Source organism: Cellulomonas hominis, from assembly GCF_901521055.1.
Taxonomy (GTDB): domain Bacteria; phylum Actinomycetota; class Actinomycetes; order Actinomycetales; family Cellulomonadaceae; genus Cellulomonas; species Cellulomonas endometrii.
In genome coordinates this window covers 26,990-45,473 of the sequence record NZ_CABEGA010000051.1, presented here as the reverse complement: position 1 = coordinate 45,473, position 18,484 = coordinate 26,990, and the positions used below count along the sequence as shown (strand labels likewise).

22 protein-coding genes are annotated in these 18,484 nt (G+C 75.7%); 6 read left to right on the top strand and 16 right to left on the bottom strand.

The window, feature by feature from the left end:
* Nucleotides 1-34: 34 nt before the first annotated feature.
* Nucleotides 35-949, top strand: a complete 915-nt coding sequence (locus tag KJP73_RS13635; RefSeq protein WP_213283405.1) for a hypothetical protein — start codon at nt 35-37, stop codon at nt 947-949.
* Nucleotides 950-1,026: 77 nt separating this feature from the next.
* Here KJP73_RS13635 and KJP73_RS13630 read toward each other — a convergent pair whose 3' ends face one another.
* Nucleotides 1,027-1,869: an HAD hydrolase family protein gene (locus tag KJP73_RS13630; RefSeq protein ID WP_249669388.1), complete on the bottom strand. Its 843-nt coding sequence runs from the start codon at nt 1,867-1,869 to the stop codon at nt 1,027-1,029.
* Between the two features lie 157 nt (nt 1,870-2,026).
* On the opposite strand from KJP73_RS13630, the gene KJP73_RS13625 reads away from it, so the two are divergent.
* Complete coding sequence (locus tag KJP73_RS13625; RefSeq protein WP_213283404.1) at nt 2,027-2,329, top strand: hypothetical protein; 303 nt, start codon at nt 2,027-2,029, stop codon at nt 2,327-2,329.
* On the opposite strand, the gene KJP73_RS13620 is transcribed toward KJP73_RS13625, so the two are convergent.
* Entirely contained in the window at nt 2,263-3,468 is a 1,206-nt protein-coding gene (locus KJP73_RS13620; protein ID WP_213283403.1) for an MFS transporter, read from the bottom strand. The two genes, KJP73_RS13625 and KJP73_RS13620, sit on opposite strands and share 67 nt — an antisense overlap.
* A 31-nt stretch (nt 3,469-3,499) precedes the next feature.
* Between KJP73_RS13620 and KJP73_RS13615 the strand changes: the two genes are divergently transcribed.
* Nucleotides 3,500-4,507 carry a LacI family DNA-binding transcriptional regulator gene (locus KJP73_RS13615; protein ID WP_213283402.1) on the top strand — a complete coding sequence of 336 codons (1,008 nt, stop codon included), beginning with the start codon at nt 3,500-3,502 and terminating at the stop codon, nt 4,505-4,507.
* Nucleotides 4,508-4,517: 10 nt separating this feature from the next.
* Here the strand turns inward: KJP73_RS13615 and KJP73_RS13610 are convergent, their stop codons facing one another.
* Nucleotides 4,518-5,744 carry a saccharopine dehydrogenase family protein gene (locus tag KJP73_RS13610; RefSeq protein ID WP_213283401.1) on the bottom strand — a complete coding sequence of 409 codons (1,227 nt, stop codon included), beginning with the start codon at nt 5,742-5,744 and terminating at the stop codon, nt 4,518-4,520.
* A 132-nt stretch (nt 5,745-5,876) separates the two neighbouring features.
* Here KJP73_RS13610 and KJP73_RS13605 point away from each other — a divergent pair, with 132 nt between their 5' ends.
* The gene (locus KJP73_RS13605; protein WP_213283400.1) at nt 5,877-6,854 is read left to right on the top strand and encodes a cation transporter; all 978 of its coding nucleotides are present in this window, start codon (nt 5,877-5,879) and stop codon (nt 6,852-6,854) included.
* A 54-nt stretch (nt 6,855-6,908) separates the two neighbouring features.
* Here the strand turns inward: KJP73_RS13605 and KJP73_RS13600 are convergent, their stop codons facing one another.
* The 5 genes from KJP73_RS13600 to KJP73_RS13580 form a co-directional block, all read right to left on the bottom strand.
* Nucleotides 6,909-7,082 (bottom strand): hypothetical protein, encoded by a 174-nt coding sequence (locus tag KJP73_RS13600; protein ID WP_213283399.1) that lies wholly within the window; start codon nt 7,080-7,082, stop codon nt 6,909-6,911.
* Nucleotides 7,083-7,233: 151 nt separating this feature from the next.
* Complete coding sequence (locus KJP73_RS13595; protein ID WP_213283398.1) at nt 7,234-8,829, bottom strand: threonine/serine ThrE exporter family protein; 1,596 nt, start codon at nt 8,827-8,829, stop codon at nt 7,234-7,236.
* 124 nt (nt 8,830-8,953) lie between these two features.
* Nucleotides 8,954-10,594, bottom strand: coding sequence for an MFS transporter (locus KJP73_RS13590; protein ID WP_249669387.1), 1,641 nt, complete (start codon nt 10,592-10,594; stop codon nt 8,954-8,956).
* Entirely contained in the window at nt 10,591-11,604 is a 1,014-nt protein-coding gene (glsA, locus tag KJP73_RS13585; protein ID WP_213283397.1) for a glutaminase A, read from the bottom strand. The genes KJP73_RS13590 and glsA overlap by 4 nt, the downstream gene beginning before the upstream one ends.
* A gap of 106 nt (nt 11,605-11,710) precedes the next feature.
* On the bottom strand, nt 11,711-12,037 hold the full coding sequence (locus tag KJP73_RS13580) for a histone-like nucleoid-structuring protein Lsr2 (protein ID WP_213283396.1): 327 nt from the start codon (nt 12,035-12,037) through the stop codon (nt 11,711-11,713).
* A gap of 252 nt (nt 12,038-12,289) precedes the next feature.
* Here KJP73_RS13580 and KJP73_RS13575 point away from each other — a divergent pair, with 252 nt between their 5' ends.
* Complete coding sequence (locus tag KJP73_RS13575; protein ID WP_213283395.1) at nt 12,290-12,940, top strand: DedA family protein; 651 nt, start codon at nt 12,290-12,292, stop codon at nt 12,938-12,940.
* Between the two features lie 70 nt (nt 12,941-13,010).
* Here KJP73_RS13575 and KJP73_RS13570 read toward each other — a convergent pair whose 3' ends face one another.
* Nucleotides 13,011-13,154, bottom strand: coding sequence for an Rv0909 family putative TA system antitoxin (locus KJP73_RS13570; RefSeq protein ID WP_213283394.1), 144 nt, complete (start codon nt 13,152-13,154; stop codon nt 13,011-13,013).
* 109 nt (nt 13,155-13,263) lie between these two features.
* A complete protein-coding gene (locus tag KJP73_RS13565; RefSeq protein ID WP_213283393.1) occupies nt 13,264-13,494 on the bottom strand; it encodes a DUF6480 family protein in 231 nt (76 codons plus the stop codon).
* Nucleotides 13,495-13,599: 105 nt separating this feature from the next.
* On the opposite strand from KJP73_RS13565, the gene KJP73_RS13560 reads away from it, so the two are divergent.
* Nucleotides 13,600-13,830, top strand: coding sequence for a hypothetical protein (locus KJP73_RS13560; protein WP_249669386.1), 231 nt, complete (start codon nt 13,600-13,602; stop codon nt 13,828-13,830).
* 37 nt (nt 13,831-13,867) lie between these two features.
* Here KJP73_RS13560 and KJP73_RS13555 read toward each other — a convergent pair whose 3' ends face one another.
* The 6 genes from KJP73_RS13555 to KJP73_RS13530 form a co-directional block, all read right to left on the bottom strand.
* Nucleotides 13,868-14,530 carry a flavin reductase family protein gene (locus KJP73_RS13555; protein WP_213283392.1) on the bottom strand — a complete coding sequence of 221 codons (663 nt, stop codon included), beginning with the start codon at nt 14,528-14,530 and terminating at the stop codon, nt 13,868-13,870.
* A 107-nt stretch (nt 14,531-14,637) separates the two neighbouring features.
* A complete protein-coding gene (locus KJP73_RS13550; RefSeq protein WP_213283391.1) occupies nt 14,638-15,369 on the bottom strand; it encodes a GntR family transcriptional regulator in 732 nt (243 codons plus the stop codon).
* Nucleotides 15,370-15,439: 70 nt separating this feature from the next.
* Entirely contained in the window at nt 15,440-16,156 is a 717-nt protein-coding gene (locus tag KJP73_RS13545; RefSeq protein WP_213283390.1) for a sugar isomerase domain-containing protein, read from the bottom strand.
* Nucleotides 16,149-16,592: a PTS sugar transporter subunit IIA gene (locus tag KJP73_RS13540; RefSeq protein ID WP_249669385.1), complete on the bottom strand. Its 444-nt coding sequence runs from the start codon at nt 16,590-16,592 to the stop codon at nt 16,149-16,151. The genes KJP73_RS13545 and KJP73_RS13540 overlap by 8 nt, the downstream gene beginning before the upstream one ends.
* On the bottom strand, nt 16,589-16,891 hold the full coding sequence (locus KJP73_RS13535; protein WP_213283388.1) for a PTS sugar transporter subunit IIB: 303 nt from the start codon (nt 16,889-16,891) through the stop codon (nt 16,589-16,591). Before KJP73_RS13535 ends, KJP73_RS13540 begins: the two co-directional genes overlap by 4 nt.
* 48 nt (nt 16,892-16,939) lie before the next feature.
* Nucleotides 16,940-18,370 (bottom strand): PTS transporter subunit IIC, encoded by a 1,431-nt coding sequence (locus tag KJP73_RS13530; RefSeq protein ID WP_213283387.1) that lies wholly within the window; start codon nt 18,368-18,370, stop codon nt 16,940-16,942.
* Nucleotides 18,371-18,484 lie beyond the last annotated feature (114 nt).

The window sequence follows — 18,484 nt, the reverse complement described above, 5'->3', positions numbered from 1 at the left end:
TTCCATGTCTTCGCGTAGTTCTCGCGCCGCGGTCGTGGCGCTGTTGATCGGGACGTCGTCGGCGGTGCTCGCAGGGTGGCTGTTGCAGTCGACCTGGTCGGTCCTGTTCTTCATCACGGCACTGGTGATGTCGGCCGGTGCGACATTTCTCGCTTGGCGAAATGCGATCCCGCATCGGCGGACGAACGCCGCGGCGAGAACAGGCGTGATGGCGCTCGTGCTCGCGGTCGCCGTCACGTCCGTCGGTATTGCGGGCGCGGGAGGGGAATCGACGCGGTTCGAGGCGGCGACCGCAGGGCAACTCTCCTTTCCCGAGCAGAGCAACGTCACGGCGGTCTCCACAGAGGTCGTCGAGTCGGACGCCGCGACGAGCGACGCCGTGATGGAGAAGGTCGGTGATACGGCGCGTGAAGTCCGGCCCGTCTCGGGCGCGGAGGAGCGTGACCGTGCCGCCCTGGCACGGCGCATCGACTACACCGCGCGCAGTGGCCTCGACCTCGACTGGGCGCATGCGACAGCCCAGAACTATGAGGGGACGGAGAGTCTTGTCGTCCCGGTCCTCGGCACCGACATCCCCGAGTTGTCGAAGGTCGTCTACCTGGCGACGGATCAGGGCATCACGGTGGTCGAGATGGTCGCTGGCATGGTCGACACCGATCGCGCCGGCATGCGTGTCTGGGAGGACGGCACCCTCACGAAGGACATCGTCGTCGTCAACTCCGACGCCGCGAGCGACGGAACCGTCGTTCAGGCGGGCTGGAGCTTCAACAAGTTCAAGAACTGCCTGAACAATGCTGGAATCATGTGGGCGACAGTCGCTCTGGTGGGGTCGATCTGCGGTGTCGCGTGCGCTGTGACCGCCGGGGTGGCTTGCATCTACTGCGCTGCCGGCGTCTTGGGAGGCAACGCGGGTGTGATCGGTACGTGTGCGGCAGCGGCGTCGCGCTAGTACGTCGTTCACGGACGCCGCCATCGCCGAGATCTGGGGGTGGCGGCGTCCTGCTGCGGCGGTGTCCGGGCCGATCGCTACACGAGCCCGAGCTGCGCGAACGCCGGGACCAGCCCGTGCGCCCCGGGCCCGGCGGCCACGTGGTCGGCGACGGCGAGCAGCCGCGGGTCGGCGCCCTCGATGGCCACGGCGGTGCCGGCGTGCTCCAGCATCTCCAGGTCGTTGAGCCCGTCCCCGAAGGCCACGACGTCGTCGCGCGTCAGCCCCAGGTGCGCGGTGACGACCTCGATGCCGACGGCCTTGTGCACCTCGGCGAGCTGGATCTCCCCGGCGACGTCGCCCATCGCGGAGATCGAGCTGGGCAGGATCGTGATGGCGTCCCCGATCTCGGCGGCGATCACCGTCGTCGGCACGCGGGCGTCGAAGTAGGTGACCTTGGCGAACGAGTCGGCGGCCGGGTCGTCGGACATGGTGAGCGCCTGCAGGATGTCCAGCGGGCCGCGCTCGTGCGGGTCGCGCAGGTGCGGCGCGAGCAGCTCGTGCAGGCGGACGTCGACCCCACGGCGCCCGTACAGGGCCTCCGGGGCCTCGAGCAGGTACGCCGCGTCGTGCCGGTCCAGCACCTCCACCACCCGTGCGGCGAGGTCGGCCGGGAACCGCACGTCGGCGAGCACCCGGCCGTCGAGCTCGACGTAGCCGCCGGCGGAGGCGACGATGCCGTCGAACCCGGCCTCCAGGATCCGCGGGGGGAGCATCGCCCGGGGGCGGCCGGTGCACAGCAGCACCCGGTTCCCGGCGGCCCGGGCGGCCCGGACGACCGCGACGTGCGCCTCCGGGACGATGCCGTGGTCGGCGTAGGTGCCGTCCACGTCGAGGAAGATGACCTTGCCCTGCGGTGCGCGCGCCGTGTCCACGGCCACGATCCTCCCCGACGTGGGCACCGGACACCTCCTCGTGCCGGGCGGTGCTCGCAGTCCGAGGACCGAAGTCCCATCAGACCGGCCGCCGGCTGCCGATCGGAGGACCGGGTGGCATGCGCTTCCCCGAGACACCCGACCTGCTCCGAGAGGGACACCTGTGCTCCGACCGACCCGGATCCTGCTGCGCGACGGCGAGTCCCGCGCCCTCCTGCGGGCCGTCGACCTGCGTGGCCACACCGTCCGGATCGAGGGGACGGCGGCGAGCCTGCGGGTGGAGGACGCGACGACCGACTCGCTGCTGGTCGACGCCCCGATGGCCCAGCTGGAGCTGATCGACGGCGAGGCGATCCACTACACGGGTGCCGGGCGCATCCTCGACTCGCGCGAGCTCCGCTACCTGCGCATCACGCTGGAGTTCTCGGAGGCGACGGCCCGGCCGCTGCCCCGCGCGACCCGCTGAGCGCGCTCGTGGCGCCGGGTGACGGCGGGCGCCAGCACCGCGAACGCACCGGCGAGCGCCGCGACGCCGACCATCGCGCCGCGCAGCCCCACGACGTCCGCGAGGGCGCCGACGTACACGGGCCCGAGCACGAACCCCAGGTAGGCGGTGGTCGCGACCGCGGACGTCGCCCGCCCGCGCCGGTCCGCCGGCACGTCGCGGGCGGCCCGGCTGAGCAGCGTCGGGAACAGCACCGACGTGCCGACGGCCGCGAGGGCGAGCCCGCCGAGGGCCACGGGCAGGTCCCGGGCGGCGGCGACCGCGAGCGTCCCGGCCGCGGCGACCACGGCGCCGCCGACCAGCAGCGCCCCGGTCGGCACGCGGGTGGACGCCCCGGCGGCGAACCGGGTCAGCGCAGCGAACACGGCGAACGTCGCCGGCGCGACCGCCGTCAGCCCCGGCGCGGCGCCGAGCTCGTCCGCCAGGAAGATCGCGCTCCAGCTCTGGTGCGCGTTCTCGGCGGCGAACCCGAGCGCGCCGACGAGGCCGATCACCACGAAGGGGAGCAGGAGCCGGGCGCCGTCGCGGCGGCGTCCTCCCGGCGGCGCCGACGGTGCGTGCGGGCCGTCCCCGGTGGCGAGCACGACGACACCCGCCACGACCATGAGCGCGCCGGCCGCGGCGAACACCGGCACCACGTCCGCCCCCGCGGCCCGCAGCGCGCCGGTGCCGAGGCTGCCGATCACGACGAAGGACGAGAACACGGCGTGCGAGAGCGTGATGACCCGGCCGCCCGAGCGCTGCTCCGCGAGGCCCGCGAGCGCGTTCCCCGCGACGTCCGCGGCGCCCGAGGTCGCGCCGACCAGCGCCATCCCGGTCGCGAGGGTCGGCAGGTCCCGCGCGAACCAGGCGGTGAGCACGCCCGCGACCGCGAGGGCGCACAGCAGCGGCCCGGCGGTGCGGGCGCCGAACCGGTCGACCGCCCGGCCGGTCAGCAGCATCGCGGGCAGCGCACCGAGGCCGACGAACAGCAGCGCGGTGCCCAGCGCGGCGTCGTCGACCCCGGCGGCGTCCCGCAGCCCCGGGAGGGCGGCGCCCCACGTCCCCCAGAACAGGCCGAAGGCGGCGAAGGCGGTGTGCGAGGCGGTCGTCGTACGCATCTGTGTAACGGTACACAGGTAGGCTGCTCCCGTGAACCCCGGACGCGTGACGATGCGGCAGGTCGCCGCGGAGGCCGGCGTCGCCGTGATGACCGTGAGCTACACGTACACGCGCCCGCAGCGCGTCGCGGCGCCGACCCGGGCCCGCGTGCTGGAGGCCGCCGAGCGCCTCGGCTACCGGGGACCGGACCCGGTGGCCCGCTCGCTGCGGAGCGGCTCGACCGGGAACCTCGGCGTCGTGCTCGGTGAGCACCTGACCTACGCGTTCGAGGACCCGCAGGCCGCCCGGTTCCTCGCCGGGGTGTCGAAGGTGTGCGTCGAGCACCGGCTCGGGCTCGTGCTGATCCCGAGCACCGGCGAGCCCGGCGACGTCGACCGGGTGCGCGAGGCGGCGGTCGACGGGTTCGTGCTGTGGACCACGGCCGACGACGACCCGGTCCTCGACGCCGTCGCCGCGACCGGCCGGCCCGCCGCGATCCAGGGCGGGCCGCCCTCGCCGGGCGTGCAGGTCGTGACCGCCGACGACCGGGCGGCCGCGCGGGCGATGGCGCGGCACATGCTGACGGGCGCGCGGTCCCCGCTCGTGCTCTCGCAGCCGCTGGACCGGGACCGCTGGTCGGGCCTGCTGCGCGGGCCCGAGACCGACGTGCCGTTCCCGGTCACCCGCGCGCGGCTCACCGGCTACCGGGAGGCCGCCGAGGAGTCCGGCCGGGACTGGGGCGGCCTCCCGGTCGCTGTCGTGGCGCGGCACTCCCGCGAGGACGGGCGCGCGGCGGTGGCGGCGGTGCGCGACGAGCTGCGGCCGGACGTGGTGATCGCGATGAGCGACCAGCTCGCGGCGGGGGCGCTCGACGTCCTCGGACCGTCCGCCCGGGTGAGCGGGTGGGACGACAGCGACCTCGCGGCCGCGCTCGGGTTCCCGAGCGTGCGGCAGTCGCTGTTCGACCAGGGCGTCGCGTGCGCGCGGGTCGCGGCCGGGCTGGACGCCGAGGTCGCGCCCGTGGCCTGGGAGCTGGCGCTGCGGGGGCCGGCGCGCTGAGCGGGTCGGATCAGGACGGCGTCGCCACGGCGTCCAGCCGGAACCCGTGCGCCCGCAGCCGGTCGGCGAGCACGTCCCCGAGCGCCGTCGCCGGGGTCAGCGAGCCCGCGCGGTCCGGGAGGGCGTCGCCGTCGAGGGCCAGTGCCAGCGCCGCCTCGCCCAGCATCACGGACGTCGCCGCGTACCCGGGGTCGCCGGACGCCTGCACCCGCGCGGCGTAGGTCCGCCCGCTGGTCGTCGTGGCGAGGAACCGGTGCCGGAACCAGCCGGCGCGCCGCGTCTGCTCGTCGGGCCCGTCGCCGGCCGCGGGCAGCACCCGCCCGGCCAGTGCCCGCGTCGGCGGCAGCGCGAGGGCGGCGCCGCCCAGCGCGGTCGCGGCGGTGACGGCCAGCGCGGTGGCCAGCCCGGCGGGCCCGCGTCCCGCGTCGACGTGCTCCGCGTACCGCAGGTCCCGCCCGTACGCCCAGCCGGTCAGGGCGTTCGAGCGGCGGACGACCTTCGTGTTGAACGGCGCCATCACGAACGGCGCGACCCAGCGCCCGCGGAGCCGGCGCGGCGGCGCGAACGGCGACGGCTGCGCGCCGCCGGGCTCGGCGTCCCGGTCGGGGGACAGCGCGTAGGGGTCGGCGTGCAGCCGGCGCACCCGCGGGTCGGTGCGGGCGGCGTCGACCTCCCCGAGCAGGGACGCGATCGTCCCGCCGGACACCCCGCCGCGGGCGACGGCCAGCGCGTGCACGTCCACGAGGCCGCCGGCGTCGTCGGCCGTCGCGGCGCGGTGCAGCAGGTGCACGCCCAGGTCGGACGGCACGGAGTCGTACCCGCACGCGTGCACCAGGCGGGCACCCGTCGCGCGGGCGCGCGCGTCGGCGGCGTCGATCGCCGCCCGCACGAAGCCGAGCTCGCCGGTGAGGTCGGCGTAGTGCGTCCCGGCGGCCGCGCACGCCTCGACGACCGGCAGGCCGTGCCGGGCGTACGGGCCGACCGTCGTGGCCAGCGCCGTGGTGGCGGCGACGACCCGGTCGAGCGCCGGGCGGTCCTCGACGTCGACGGCCAGCAGCGGCCACCCCGCCGCGCGCTCCGGCAGGCCCGCCCGCACCGCGGCGAGGCGCTCGCGGTCCCGCCCCGCCAGGGCGATCCGGGCCGCCGGGGGCGCCGACGCCGCGAGGTGCGCTGCGGTCAGCGCCCCGACGAAGCTCGTGGCGCCCAGCAGGACCAGGTCGTGCTCGCGGTCGGTCATGCGGGCACGGTAGGCACGCGCGGCCGGTCCTGCCCGGCGGGCCGGGGGCCGGGCGGGACCCGAGCGGCCCGGTCCTCGACCGGCGGCACCCCGGCGCGGGACACTGCCCGGACCCGACCGGGAGGTGGCCAGGTGGACGAGCCCAGCCCCGACGCCGTGCCCGCGACCGTGCCCGACGCCTCGTCCGATGCCCTGCCCGGCGCCGTGCCCGACGACGTCCGCGGCGAGCGGTCGGCCCTGGCCGGCTCGGCGGTCGCCGCGGGGGTCGTCGGCACCGGCGCGGTCGTCTGGGGGCTGGTCGCGGGGTCGGGCGTCATCCTGTTCGACGGCGTGTACGCGCTCGCGGGCATCGCCCTGGTCGCGGTGTCGTTCCTGGCCTCGCGCGCCGCGGGGTCGACGCCCAGCAGCCGCTACCCGTTCGGGCGGCACGCGGCGACGCCGCTCGCGGTCGCGATGCAGGGGGCCGCACTGCTCGCGACCCTGGTGTACGGGCTGGCCGACGCCGTGGGCACGCTGCTCGCCGGCGGTTCCGAGGGCGACCCGGCGAGCCTGCTCGCGTACGGCGCCGCCTCCGCCGTGCTGAGCGTGCTGGCCGCGGTGGCGCTGCGGCGGCGGGCGCCCGCCTCGGAGCTGGTGCACGCCGAGGTCGTGTCCTGGCGCGCGGGCGCGTGGCTCAGCGTGGTGGTCGCGGTCGGCGGCGTCGCCGGCCTGGCCCTGGAGCGCGCGGACCGGCCGGTGGCCGCGGGGTACGTGGACCCGGTGCTGCTGCTCGTGGCGGTCGTGCTGATCGCCCCGCTGCCGGTCCGCCTGGTCCGGGACGGGATGCACGAGCTGCTGGAGGGCGTGCCGCCGGAGCCGGTCGCGGCCGAGATCGCCCGGGTCGTGGCGCTGGCGCGGGACGAGCACGGCCTGCCGCAGCCGGTGGTCCGGGCCACGAAGCTCGGTCGGCGCCTGTACGTCGAGGTGGACTTCGTCGTGCAGCCGGGGTCCGGCTGGGACGTCGACGGGGAGGACGCGGTGCGGCACGCGGTGGTCGACCGGCTGCAGGGGCTGCCGTACGACGTGTGGGCCACCGTCGAGCTCACGGCGGACCCGGGCCTGGCTCTCTGAGCGGCGCGGCGGTCAGGGCCCGGCGGTCAGGGCCGGGCGGTCAGGGCCGGGCTGTCAGGGCCCGGCGCGGCGGGTCCGTCGCCGGCGCACCGCGCGGACGACCAGCGTGACGGCTGCGGCGCCGAGCAGGACGCCGATGAGCTGGAGGCCGGGTGAGTCGTCGGCCTCGCCGGCGACGACTGCTGCCGCCCCGGTGGCGAGCGCGAGCACGGCGAGCACGTACGGCACGGGGGTTCCTCCTGTCGGGCCGTCCGCGGGCGCGGCCGGCCGCTATCGACTGTCGCGCGTGATCTATCGTTTGTCAATAGGTGCCGACATCCGGCGTGATGACGGGCCGTGCCGGACCCGTACCCCCGGCCGCGCCCGTCGGCGCCCGGGCTCAGACCAGCGTGCGGCCGCGCCCGACGCCCGGCAGCGCGCGCGTCCCCGCGAGCCCGACCAGCACCCCCAGAGCGATCACCACCATCGTGGCGGCGGTCGTCACGAGCGTCGGCACCCCGCCGGAGTCGCCGTCGAGCAGGGACGTGACCCCGACCAGCCCGAGCGCACCGGGGACCAGCATCCAGAACGCCGGCAGGAATGAGACGAGCGGCGACGGGCCGGACGGGAACCGGGCGACGGCCAGGGCGACCGGCGTCATCGCGAGCGCCCCGACGAACGCGGACAGCACCCCGCCGAACAGGGCGTCGCCGACCACCTGCGCGCCGTACGCGACGGCCAGCACGAGCACGACCCAGCCGATCGTCCGGGGGCGCCCGCACCGGAACACGACGGTCCCGACCCCGAACAGCGCGACGCCGGCCCACGGTGCGAGCGGCCCCAGAGGCTGCCCCGAGGCGGTGAGGTCGAGCACCGGCACGCCCACGAGCGCCGCGCCCGCCACGATCCCGCCGGCGAGCAGGACCAGCTGCATGGTCCCCGCGGCGACCCGCCCCGCGCCGGACAGCATCTGCCCGGTCGCGAGCTCGATCACGCCGGTCGTCAGCAGCCCGCCCGGCAGGAACAGCACGAGCGGCGCGACGATCGCCGGCAGCACACCGAGGTCCGGCACCGCCCGCGCGAGCAGCAGGACGACGGTCGCGACGGCGAACGACGCGGCGACCGTGAGGACGACCTCGGCCGTGGTGGAGACCGCCCGCGACGCCAGCTGGGCGGACCCCACCGCGAGACCGAGGGCCGCCACGACCAGCAGGTCGACCCACGAGGCCCCGAGCAGGGCCGCGATGCCGACGGACAGCAGCAGGTACCCGCCGAGCCGGGCGAGCGTCCCGAACGGCGGCGAGACCGCGCGCAGCAGCGCGATCCGCCCGGTCACCCCGCGGGGGTCGGCGGCGGGGGTCGTCGCCTCGTCGAGCAGGTCCGCCAGCGCGTCCAGCTGGTGCAGGAGCAGCGGCCGGCGCCCGGTCCCCGTCACCGCGGTCTGCACGGTCTCGGCGTGCGGCACGGACACGATCAGGGCGGTCGGCAGCACGACCGTCTCCGCGCCGCGCACCCCGTGGGCGGCGGCGACCTGCGCGAGGGTCTCCTCCACGGACGACACGGTGTGGCCGGCGTCGATCATCGCCTCCCCGGCGGTGACCATGAGGCGGAGCACGTCCTCGGGGGCGGCGCCCGGCGGGCCGTCGGCGGCGGCCTGGGCCCCGGCCGGCACGACGGCGGCGGCGGCGTGGGCCCGGCGCCCGCCCACCGCGCCCGCCCTCGCGACCAGCTCCACGCCCTGGGCCCAGCTGCTCGCCGCGCTCGGCGCGGGGGCAGGGGCCGTGGCGGTCGGGGCCGGCCGCTCGGGCGACGCGCTGGGCGCGGGGGTCGGCGTGGCGCCGGGCCGCGCGGGGCTCGGGGACGCCGAGGGCGCGGCAGCGGCGGCCCCACCCGGGTCGACCGGGGAGGTGCCGGCCGTGGCCCCGAGCGTCCCGAGCACCCCGGTCATCCCGATCAGCAGGGTGGCGAGGGCCGCCGCAGGCCCGTGTCGTCGCATGCGTCCGGCTCCCCGAGGTGGTCGTCCCGCGCCCGGGTGGACGGGCGCGACCGCCTCCACGGTAGCCGGGGCGCAGCAGCGTCGTCGGTGCCGCCCGGTGCCGCCCGGTGCCGCTCAGTGCCGCTCAGTCGTCCGCGGGCGAGGGGTCCGGGATCTCGTGCGGGCGGTACGCGGGCAGCCGGGAGGCCGGCAGGATCGCCAGCGCGCTCAGCCCGGCGAGCACCAGCAGGCCGAGCTTGAGGCTGCTCAGGCGGGCGTCGACGTTGATCTGCACCGCCGCGTCGACCTGCTCGGGCGTGGCGTCGGTGTCCTCGAGGACCTCGCGGAGCCGGTCGTTGCTGACGAAGTTCACCTCGTCCAGGTCCACCTGCGCGACGACCTCCGCGGGGAGCTCGACGCTGCGCGCGACGGCCTGGCCGACGTTGAGGCCGAGGATCGTCACGAGCAGCGCGCCGGCGAACGCGGTGCCGACGGCGGACGCGAGGTTCTGGGTGGTCCCGCGCACCGAGCCGACGTCGCCGGCGAGCTCCTTGGGCGCCGCGGTGACGAGGACGTTGAACACCAGCGTGACGAGCGCCCCCTGCCCGATGCCGAACACGATGAGCCCGGCGATCGTCGGCAGCGTCTCCCAGTTGTTCGTCACGACGAACGCCAGCCACACCAGGGCGACGGTCGTGAGCACGAACGAGAACACGCCGATCGTGCGGGGCGGGAACCGCCGGTAGAACCGCACGACCAGCGTCGCGGTGACGAACACGGTGAGGTTGAACGGCATCATCGCGAGCGAGGTGTCGAACGGGGAGCGGCCCTGCACGATCTGGATGTACAGCGGCACGGTGAAGTTCAGCGCGGCCTCCAGCGCCACGACGACGAACATGGCGTAGACCGCCGCGCGCTCCCGCGACGAGCCCAGCACGGAGAGGCTCACCAGCGGGACGCCGCCCGCCCGGGTCCGGCGGCGGGTCCACACGAAGAACCCCTGCCCCAGCACGATCCCCAGCAGCACGAGCACCGGCGCGGGCGACAGCCCCAGCACGTCGAACGGCGCCCCCGCCCCGGCGAGCACCACGCCCCAGGAGTTCAGGTTGTTGAACCCGAGCGTCAGCAGCACGACCGCCGTGCCGATGAGCACCGCCCCGACGACGTCGATGGTGACCTGGCGGTCGCCGCGGTCGGACCGCAGCCGGAAACTCAGGGCGAAGACCACCACGGCGAGGCCCAGCACGATCGCGAACACGGGCCGCCAGCCGACGAGGGTGCCGAGCGCCCCGCCGATGAAGAACGCGCTCATGCCGGACACGGCGCGCGCCGACCCGAGGGACCCGATCGCGGTGGCCTGCTGCGGGCCGTGGTAGTTCTCGGCGATGAGGGCGACGAGCGACGGCACGATGATCGCCGCGCACGCCCCGGCGAGCGCCTGGGCGACGATCACCCAGGTCACCGACTGCGAGGTGATCATCAGGAGCGCCGACACCGCGAACAGCGCGACGACGACGCGGAACGCCGTGATCCAGCCGACCCGCTGGCCGATCTTGGCGCCGACCATGACCAGCGCGGCCACCGCGAGGCCGTACATCACGATCGCAGTGCTGACGGCGGTCGGCGGGACGCCGAAGTCCTCCACCATGCCGCCCAGCGAGACGGGCAGCGCCGCCACGTTGAACGACATGAGGACCTGGGCCAGGAACAGCCCGACCATCGGGACCCAGGACGCCTTCGCCGCCCCGGCCTGCGGGCCGGCGGGGTGCTGCGCGGTGGTGGTCATCGGGGCGAGCCTCCTGCTCGGGGGTGGACCGCTGAGGCGAAGACGTTCAGGCCGAGCACCCGGGACAGGTGGGCGGTCGCACGCTGCCCCCGGACGCTGTTGCCGGCGCGGTCGAGCCGCGGCGCGTACGTCCCGATCCCGGCCTTGCCCGGCGCGACGGTGACGATGCCGCCGGCCACCCCCGATTTGCCGGGCAGGCCGATCTCGAAGAGCCACTCGCCGGACCGCTCGTACAGGCCGGTCGCGGCGAGCACCGCCAGGGTGTCCCGGCACACCTGGGCGGAGACGACGCGCTCGCCGGTGACCGGGTTGACGCCGCCGTCGGCGAGCGTGGCGCCCATGACGGCGAGGTCGCGCGCCGTGACGCGCAGGCTGCACTGGCGCGTGTAGGTGTCGACCACCGCGAGCGGGTCCACCGCGATGCGGCCGTAGCTCTCGAGCAGCTGGGCCAGCGCGCGGTTGCGGCCGTTCGTGCGGGACTCCGAGGCGTACACCTCGTCGTCGAGCTCCAGCGTCCGGCCGGCGAACCGGGAGAGCCCGTCGTGGACCGCCGCCCACTGGTCCGCGGGCGTGCCGCCGTCGACCAGCGCGGTCGTGGCGAGCGCACCGGCGTTCACCATCGGGTTCATGGGGTGGCCGGCGTTCAGCTCCACCGCGATGACCGAGTTGAACGACAGGCCCGTGTTGTTCACGCCGACCCGCTCCCGGACGGCGACGTGCCCGAGGCGCTCGCAGACCAGGGCGTACACGAAGGCCTTCGAGATCGACTGGATCGAGAACTCGACCTCGGCGTCCCCCGCGGTGTGCAGCCCGCCGTCGACCTCCGCGACGCACACGCCGAACAGCTCCGGGTCCGCTGCCGCGAGCGCCGGGATGTAGTCCGCGACGGTCCCGTCCGGGTCGGCGAGGCCGCGGGCGTGCGCCTCCAGCACGAGCTCGTCCACCCGCGCCCAGCCGGGCAGCGACCCGGTGGAGACCGCCTGCGCCACCGCGTCCGGGGACGGGTCCATACGCGCCCTCCCCCCGGAGCCGGTGAACCTCGGCGCCACGCTAGCGCGCCCGGGGGGTCATGGGGAGGGGTGCGGGGCCGTCACCTGCGGGGTCGGTCGTCCGCGGTCAGTCGGCGGTGGGTGCCGCGCCGCGGGCGTCGACGTAGGCCCGCAGCACGTCCGACGGGATCCGGCCGCGCTCGCTGACCTGCATGCCGTTGTCGAGCGCCCACGCGCGGATGGCGGAGGGCGGCCGCGGGCGGTCGGGGTTCCGGCGCCGTGCGGGCGTGCGTCCGACGGCCAGGAACGGCTCGACCGCGTCCCGCAGGCGGCGGGCGTTCTCGGCCGACAGGTCCACCACGACGGCCCGGTCGTCGAGGGCCAGCACGTGGGTGACGACGGCGGGCGTGCCGTCGAGGTCGTCGACGAGCGCGATGCTGGTGCTGCGTGCCATGCCCGGGCCCCCGTCCGTCGTCCGCAGCAGGGCGACGCCCCGCTGGTCCTGCTCGTGTGACCACGACGCTAGGGCGGTCGGCACCACTCACCCGGGGCCCGCAAGCACCTACGCAGCAGGGACCGGCGAGGATGCGCGGGCCGGTGGGTGGCAGGGGACGGGGTTGAGTGGTGCACGTCTGGTGTGCCGTAGGTGGACCCTCACTGAACTATTGACTTTCGATAGATCAGCATCGACGATCGATTGATGGGCATGCCGGACGTCGCTGAGTGGGTGGTGCTGCTCGGTGGCGCCCCGTGGGCCCTGCTCGTCCTCTTCGCGCTCGCGGCCGTGGACGGCTTCTTCCCGCCGGTGCCGAGCGAGGGGGCCGTGATCGCGCTCGCGGCGCTCGGTGCGTCCGGGGGTGCGCCGGAGCTGTGGCTCGTCGGGACGGTCGCCGCGGCGGGGGCGCTCACCGGCGACCTGGTCGCCTACGGCATGGGCCGCCGGGTCCCGGCCGGGCGGCTCCGGGCACTGCGGTGGCGGGGGGCGCGGCGGGCGGTCGCCTGGGCGGAGGGTGCGCTGGCCGAGCGCGGCGCGGCGGTGGTGCTGGGTGCGCGGTTCCTGCCCGGGGTCCGGGTGGCGGTGAACCTCACCGCCGGTGCCGTCGGGTTCCCGCGGGCCCGGTTCGCGGGGCTCGCCGCCGTCGCCGCCGTGGCGTGGGCGGTGTGCTCCGTGCTGCTAGGGGCGGGCGCCGGCCGGCTGCTCGCGGGGCAGCACCCGGTGCTGCGCGTGGCGGCGGGGGTGGTCGTCGGCGCCGTGCTGGGGGTGGCGCTGGACCGGGTGCTCCGGTGGCGCGGCGCGCGTCGGGCCTCGTCCGGCCGGGCGGCGGGCGGGGCGCCGGATGGCGCGACGGGCGGCTGAGCACCCGCAGCCGTCGGCCCGCGCCCGGGCAGTCGCAGCTCCGGGCGCGGGCGCGGCTGGGGAGGTGCGGTCAGCCGCCGATCTTGTCGTCGGCGGTCTTCTCGGCCTTGTCGATCTTGTCGCCGCCCTTGCCGCCCGTCTTGGAGTCGGCGGCGTCGCCGGCCTTCTCGATGCCGGCGTCGCTGGCCTTCTCCTTCATGTCGTCCAGGCCCATGTCGGTCCTCCTCGTCGCGCGGGTCCGGGACAGGCGACCCTGCCCCGATCCCCAGTGTCGGCGCGGACCGGCGGACGTGCGACCGGGGCGGGCGGCGCCGCCGGCGGGCTCAGTCGAGCAGGCCGACGATGTACCCGACGAACAGCAGCAGCACGACGACGACCACCGCGCCGAGCAGCGCGTACACCAGCCAGTTGGTCCGGCGGCTGGGCAGGTCGGGCTCCTGGAAGGCGGCGCCGGACGTGCTCGACTCGCCGGGCGGGGTGTCGCCGGGGGCGACGCCGCCGCCGGGCTCGAGGCCGGGGGTGTTCGAGGGGTCCGGGTCCGGGGAGGTGGTCATGCGGCCACGGTAGGCACGCGGGCGCGGGGCGGCGACCGGTGCGCTCCGCGCCGACCGGGCCTACGGTGGGGAGCACGCAAACCGCGTCGTGACGAGGGGGTCATCATGTCGGACAGCGAGACCGGTGCGGTCACCGGGACGGCGGACAAGGACTACAACCTGATCTGGTTCGCGGAGGCGTGCCTGAGCAACGTCCTGCGCCTGGAGCAGTACGTGCAGGACGCGGACCGGGAGGGCGACTCCGAGCTCGCGGACTTTTTCCGCCGGGCGCAGGCGGAGAGCCGCAAGGGGGCGGAGCAGTCGAAGGCGATGCTGGCCCGCCGCCTGCAGGGCTGACGGGGCTGACGGACCCGGCCAGGGCCGCACCAGCGGGTCACGCGCGGTACCACTCCTCGTCGACGGAGGCCAGGCGCGAGGGGTGGACCCGCGGGCCGAGGCCGTAGAACTGCTGGAAGCTCATGATCAGCGGCCGCCAGCGGTCAGGGTCGACGCGGTGCTCGTAGCCGGGCAGCCGCAGGTCGTCGTGCACGTGCACCCGGGTCACCGCGACCTCGAACGCCAGCGTCCGCCCCGCGGAGGTGGGGTCGTCGCCGCCCAGCGCGTGCGTCGCCGTCAGCCGGCACTCCAGGTGCACCGGGCACTCCAGGGCCCGGGGCGGGTCGACCGTGTCCGACGCGACGGGGGTCATCCCCGCGAGCCGGAACTTGTCGGCGACGTGGCGGTAGCCGGCCGCGGCCTTGCGCGGGGAGACCGGGTCGCGGCCGGTCGTCAGGGCCAGCCGGTCCACGACGTCGACCTGGTCCGCCGACGGCAGGTTGATCACGCACGCGCCCGTCGCGATCAGGTTGCGCGCCGTCTGCGACCGAGCGCCCAGCCCGAGCACGGCGGTGTGGCCGAGCCAGAAGACCGACGACATCGGTGCCAGGTTCGGGCGCCCTGCCCCGTCGACGGTGCTGAGCAGGGCGACGGGCGTCCCGAAGTACAGGATCGCGGGGTCGACGACGGTGTGCGCGGGGGCGGCGGCGGTGCTGGTCACGGACCGAGCGTCGCGGGATCCGGGCGGTCCTGTCTGGCGGTCGTCGGACCTGGCACCGACCGCCCGCCGCCTGCAGGGGGTGAGCGGCCGCCTTCGCCGGCGGCGCGCTAGAGGGCGCTGCTCAGCTCGTACCGGTCACCGCGGTAGACCGACACCGTGTACTCCACGAGCCGGCCGCGCCACGTCGACGTGCGCACGAGGTGCAGCACGGCGGCGCCGGCGGCCAGGTCGAGGTGCCCGGCGTCGCCGGGGTCGACCAGCCGGGCGGTGATGGTCTGGCGCCCGCCGTCGAACACGACCCCGTACCGGTCGGACAGCACCGAGTAGAGCGACCGGTTCGTCAGGTCGACGTCGACCAGGCCCGGCACGACGTCGGCGTTGAGGTGGACCCGCTCGATCGCGACGGGCTGGTCGTCCGCGGTGCGCAGCCGCACGATCTGCAGGACCTGGTGCCCGCGCGGGACGTCCAGGTTGCTGCTGAGCCAGTCGTCGGCCGGGACCAGGCCGCCGTCGAGCGTCCGCGCGCCCGACGTGTACCCGCGCTGCTGCATGTCGTTCGTGAACGACGTGAGCTGGATGGGCAGGCGGATGGTCGGCTCGTTCACGAACGAGCCGCGCCCGGGCACCCGCTTGATCCGTCCCTCGACGACCAGCTCGCCGAGGGCGCGGCGCGCCGTCATCCGGGACACGTCGAGCCCGTCCGCGAGCTCGCGCTCCGACGGCACCGGGTCCCCGGGGGAGAGCCGGTCGATGTGGTCGACCAGGACGGCCTTGAGCCACGCGTACTTCGCCACCGACGGCGGCGGGGAGCCCACGAGGTCGCGGGTCAGAGCGGTCACGGCTGTCCTTCCAGGTGCGCCCGGCGGACGCGTGTCCGCCGGTCCGGCCATTGTGCAGGGCCGGCGCGGCTCAGATGACGGGCACGAGGGCCCGGTAGAGCTCCTGCAGCCGGGCGTTGTGGTCCTCCGGCCCGGTGGTGTTCGCGCTGCGCCACGTCGGCAGGTCCGGTGCGGCGTCGAGCGCCGCGACGAGCACGAGGTTCCAGCAGAGCGTGTTCGCCAGGGACGACAGGGGGGCCGTGCGCGGGCCGTCCTCCGGCCACGTCACGTCCCCCGGCGGCACGCAGGTGTCGAGCACGACGTCGGCCAGGTCGGCGAGCCGCCGGCCCTCGCGCAGCGGCGCGGCCGCCGACGCGGGGCGGGAGGTCACCGCGATGACGCGGGCCCCGACCGACCGCGCGTGGGCGGCGATCTCCACCGGGTAGAAGTTGACGCCCGAGGTGGAGAGCACGACCACCGCGTCGCCGGCCTGCATCCCGGAGTCCCGCGCGACCTGCGTGCCGAGCCCCGGCCGGCGCTCCGCGGCGGTGGACCGGGCGGCGCCGTTCAGCGGCAGGACGTCCGGGTGCCACAGCGGGTTGACGAAGGGCAGGCCCCCGGCGCGGAAGAACATCTCCAGCACGCCGGCCAGCGAGTGCCCGGCGCCGGCGCCGTGCAGGACCCGGCCGGCGCGGGCGACGTCGACGACGACGTCGGCCGCCTGCCGCGCGGCCTCCACGTTCGCGTCGACGACCGTGCGGACGTGGCGCGCGACGTCGGCGCCGTGGTGCGTGATCGCGTCAGACACCGGCCACCGCCTCGGTGAGCAGCTCGCCCAGCCGGTCGACCGGCTCGGCCTCGCGGAGCCGCGCCGCGAGGCCGCCGCCCAGCGCGCCGGCCAGCGACCGCAGCATGTCGAGGTGCGCGCCGGGGCCCACGGTCGCGAACGCGAACACCAGGTCGACCGGGTCGTTGGCGGGGTGCCCGAACGCGACCGGCTCGCCGAGGCGCACCACTGACACCCCCACCCCGGTCGCGCCCTGCTCGGGTCGCGCGTGGGCCAGGGCCAGCCCGGGAGCGAGCACGATGTACGGGCCGCGCTCCCGGACGGAGTCGACGCACGCGGTGACGTACTCGTCGGTCGCGACGCCCAGGTCGACCAGCAGCCCGCCGGCGGTCCGGACACCCGCGGCCCAGTCGTCGACCGCGTCGACGTGCACCGCGCGGGTGGGGACGGTGCTCACAGCCACCCCGCCTCCTCCAGCGCCGGACGCAGCCTCGCCTCGAGCGCGGCGTCGTCCACGAAGTCGTCGACCACCACGTTGACCGGCGCAAGACCCTCGAGGTCGCCCATGTGCATGCCCTGGCCGACCAGGACGTCGGGGGACATGCTCTTGGCGGCGGACAGGTCGGTGTTCTCGACGCGGGCGTCGATGCCCAGCCGGCTGAAGACGGTCTCGCAGGTCATGCGCAGGATGAGGCTCGTGCCCATGCCGAGGCCGCAGACGGCCAGGACGGCGAGCGGTTCGGGACGCTGGCTCATGTCGGTGCTCCTTCGGGGACGTGCGGGGGGTTCAGGGGGTCCACGGTGTCAGGGGACGGCGACGTCGCTGCGGTCGGCCTCGGCGGCGGCGGTCCGGTCGGCTCGCGCGGCACGGCGCCCGAGGACCACCAGGGCCACCACGGAGACCGCGAGCACGGCGCCGGCCACGACCCACACGCCGGCCGCGCCGAGCGGCTCCAGCACCGACCCGACGGAGGTGAGCACGCCGGCGACGACGTACCAGTCCGGGTCGGCGAGGGTCGCGAGCTCGGGGGCGGTGCCGGAGAACACGCCCCAGAAGATCCACTGCCCGAACGCGAGGACGACGCCGTTGAGCACGCCGCCGAACACCGCGCCCCGCCATCCGGCCACCGCGTTGCCGAACACGCCGCCGGCGCCACCGCCGAAGAACAGCATGATCATCGGCGGCACCAGCACGAACCACCCGGCGCCGGCGAACACGGCCAGCAGGACCAGGAACGTCGCGGTCGAGGCGAGGAAGCCCACCATCACGGCGGTCGTGCCCTTGGGGAAGATGACCGGGATGTCGAGCGCGGGCTTCGAGCCCGGCAGCAGCTTGTCGGAGATGCCCTTGAACGACGGGACGATCTCGGCCAGGAACATCCGCACGCCGAACAGCAGGATGGCGATGCCGCCGGCGAACCGGAGCGCCTGCATCAGGCCCCAGGCGAACGGCGCCAGGTCCTCGCCGGCGACGGCCCGGACGGTCTCCGGGTCGGCGAACGCGAGCGCGATCATCATGATGACGCCGACGATCAGCGCGGTGGCGACGTTCATGTCCTTGAGGAACGCGATGCTGCGGGGCAGCGTGAGCTTCTCGGTGTCGTGCTTGACCGGGTCGCCCAGGCGCAGCGCCTTCGCGCCGTAGCCGGTGGCCAGCGCCAGCGACGAGGTGGTGTGCGCCAGCCCGAACTGGTCGTGGCCCATCACGCGGCGCATCAGCGGCGCGATCCACATCGGCTGCAGCGTGAAGTAGCAGGCGAGGATCACGGAGCCCGCCCCGACGAGGGTCCAGCGCTCGACCTCGCCGAACGCCTCGACCAGCGCGGCCGCGACGACGATGCTCATCCAGAGCATGAGGTGCCCGGTGAGGTAGACGTACCGCGCGGACCGGAACACCCGGACCATGACGAGGTGCAGGGCGAACCCGCCGGCGATGATCAGCGGCGCGGCGGCGCCGGGGCCGGCGAGGAAGTCGTCGAGCGTCGTGGTCGCGGTCGGGGGCTCGACGCCCACCGCGCTGGACACGATCGCCTGGAAGCTCGCGAGCCCGCCGACGAACACGTCGATGCCGATGGTGAGGATGACGACGCCGATCGCGGCGCGGAACGTCCCGCCGATCACGTCGGAGACCGGCTTGCGCTGCAGCAGCAGGCCGAGCAGCGCGATCAGGCCGATGAGGATGGGGACCTGGCTCAGCAGGTTGTCGGCAATGCCTTGGAGGATGTCCTGCACCATCGCACGTGATCCTTCCCGGGGAGGGCGGTAGGAGGTGGTATAGACCGGACCATACCGATCTGTACCGGAGCGTGGCAAGAGGTCGGTCCCCGCGGTGCGCGGGCGGCGGTGCTG

Excerpts from the sequence above, each read along its gene's own strand:
- KJP73_RS13620 (WP_213283403.1), bottom strand. The coding sequence starts at position 3,468 with ATGCGTACGACGACCGCCTCGCACACCGCCTTCGCCGCCTTCGGCCTG.
- KJP73_RS13610 (WP_213283401.1), bottom strand. The coding sequence starts at position 5,744 with ATGACCGACCGCGAGCACGACCTGGTCCTGCTGGGCGCCACGAGCTTC.
- KJP73_RS13595 (WP_213283398.1), bottom strand. The coding sequence starts at position 8,829 with ATGCGACGACACGGGCCTGCGGCGGCCCTCGCCACCCTGCTGATCGGG.
- KJP73_RS13590 (WP_249669387.1), bottom strand. The coding sequence starts at position 10,594 with ATGACCACCACCGCGCAGCACCCCGCCGGCCCGCAGGCCGGGGCGGCG.
- glsA (WP_213283397.1), bottom strand. The coding sequence starts at position 11,604 with ATGGACCCGTCCCCGGACGCGGTGGCGCAGGCGGTCTCCACCGGGTCG.
- KJP73_RS13580 (WP_213283396.1), bottom strand. The coding sequence starts at position 12,037 with ATGGCACGCAGCACCAGCATCGCGCTCGTCGACGACCTCGACGGCACG.
- KJP73_RS13575 (WP_213283395.1), top strand. The coding sequence starts at position 12,290 with ATGCCGGACGTCGCTGAGTGGGTGGTGCTGCTCGGTGGCGCCCCGTGG.
- KJP73_RS13570 (WP_213283394.1), bottom strand. The coding sequence starts at position 13,154 with ATGGGCCTGGACGACATGAAGGAGAAGGCCAGCGACGCCGGCATCGAG.
- KJP73_RS13565 (WP_213283393.1), bottom strand. The coding sequence starts at position 13,494 with ATGACCACCTCCCCGGACCCGGACCCCTCGAACACCCCCGGCCTCGAG.
- KJP73_RS13560 (WP_249669386.1), top strand. The coding sequence starts at position 13,600 with ATGTCGGACAGCGAGACCGGTGCGGTCACCGGGACGGCGGACAAGGAC.
- KJP73_RS13535 (WP_213283388.1), bottom strand. The coding sequence starts at position 16,891 with ATGAGCCAGCGTCCCGAACCGCTCGCCGTCCTGGCCGTCTGCGGCCTC.
- KJP73_RS13530 (WP_213283387.1), bottom strand. The coding sequence starts at position 18,370 with ATGGTGCAGGACATCCTCCAAGGCATTGCCGACAACCTGCTGAGCCAG.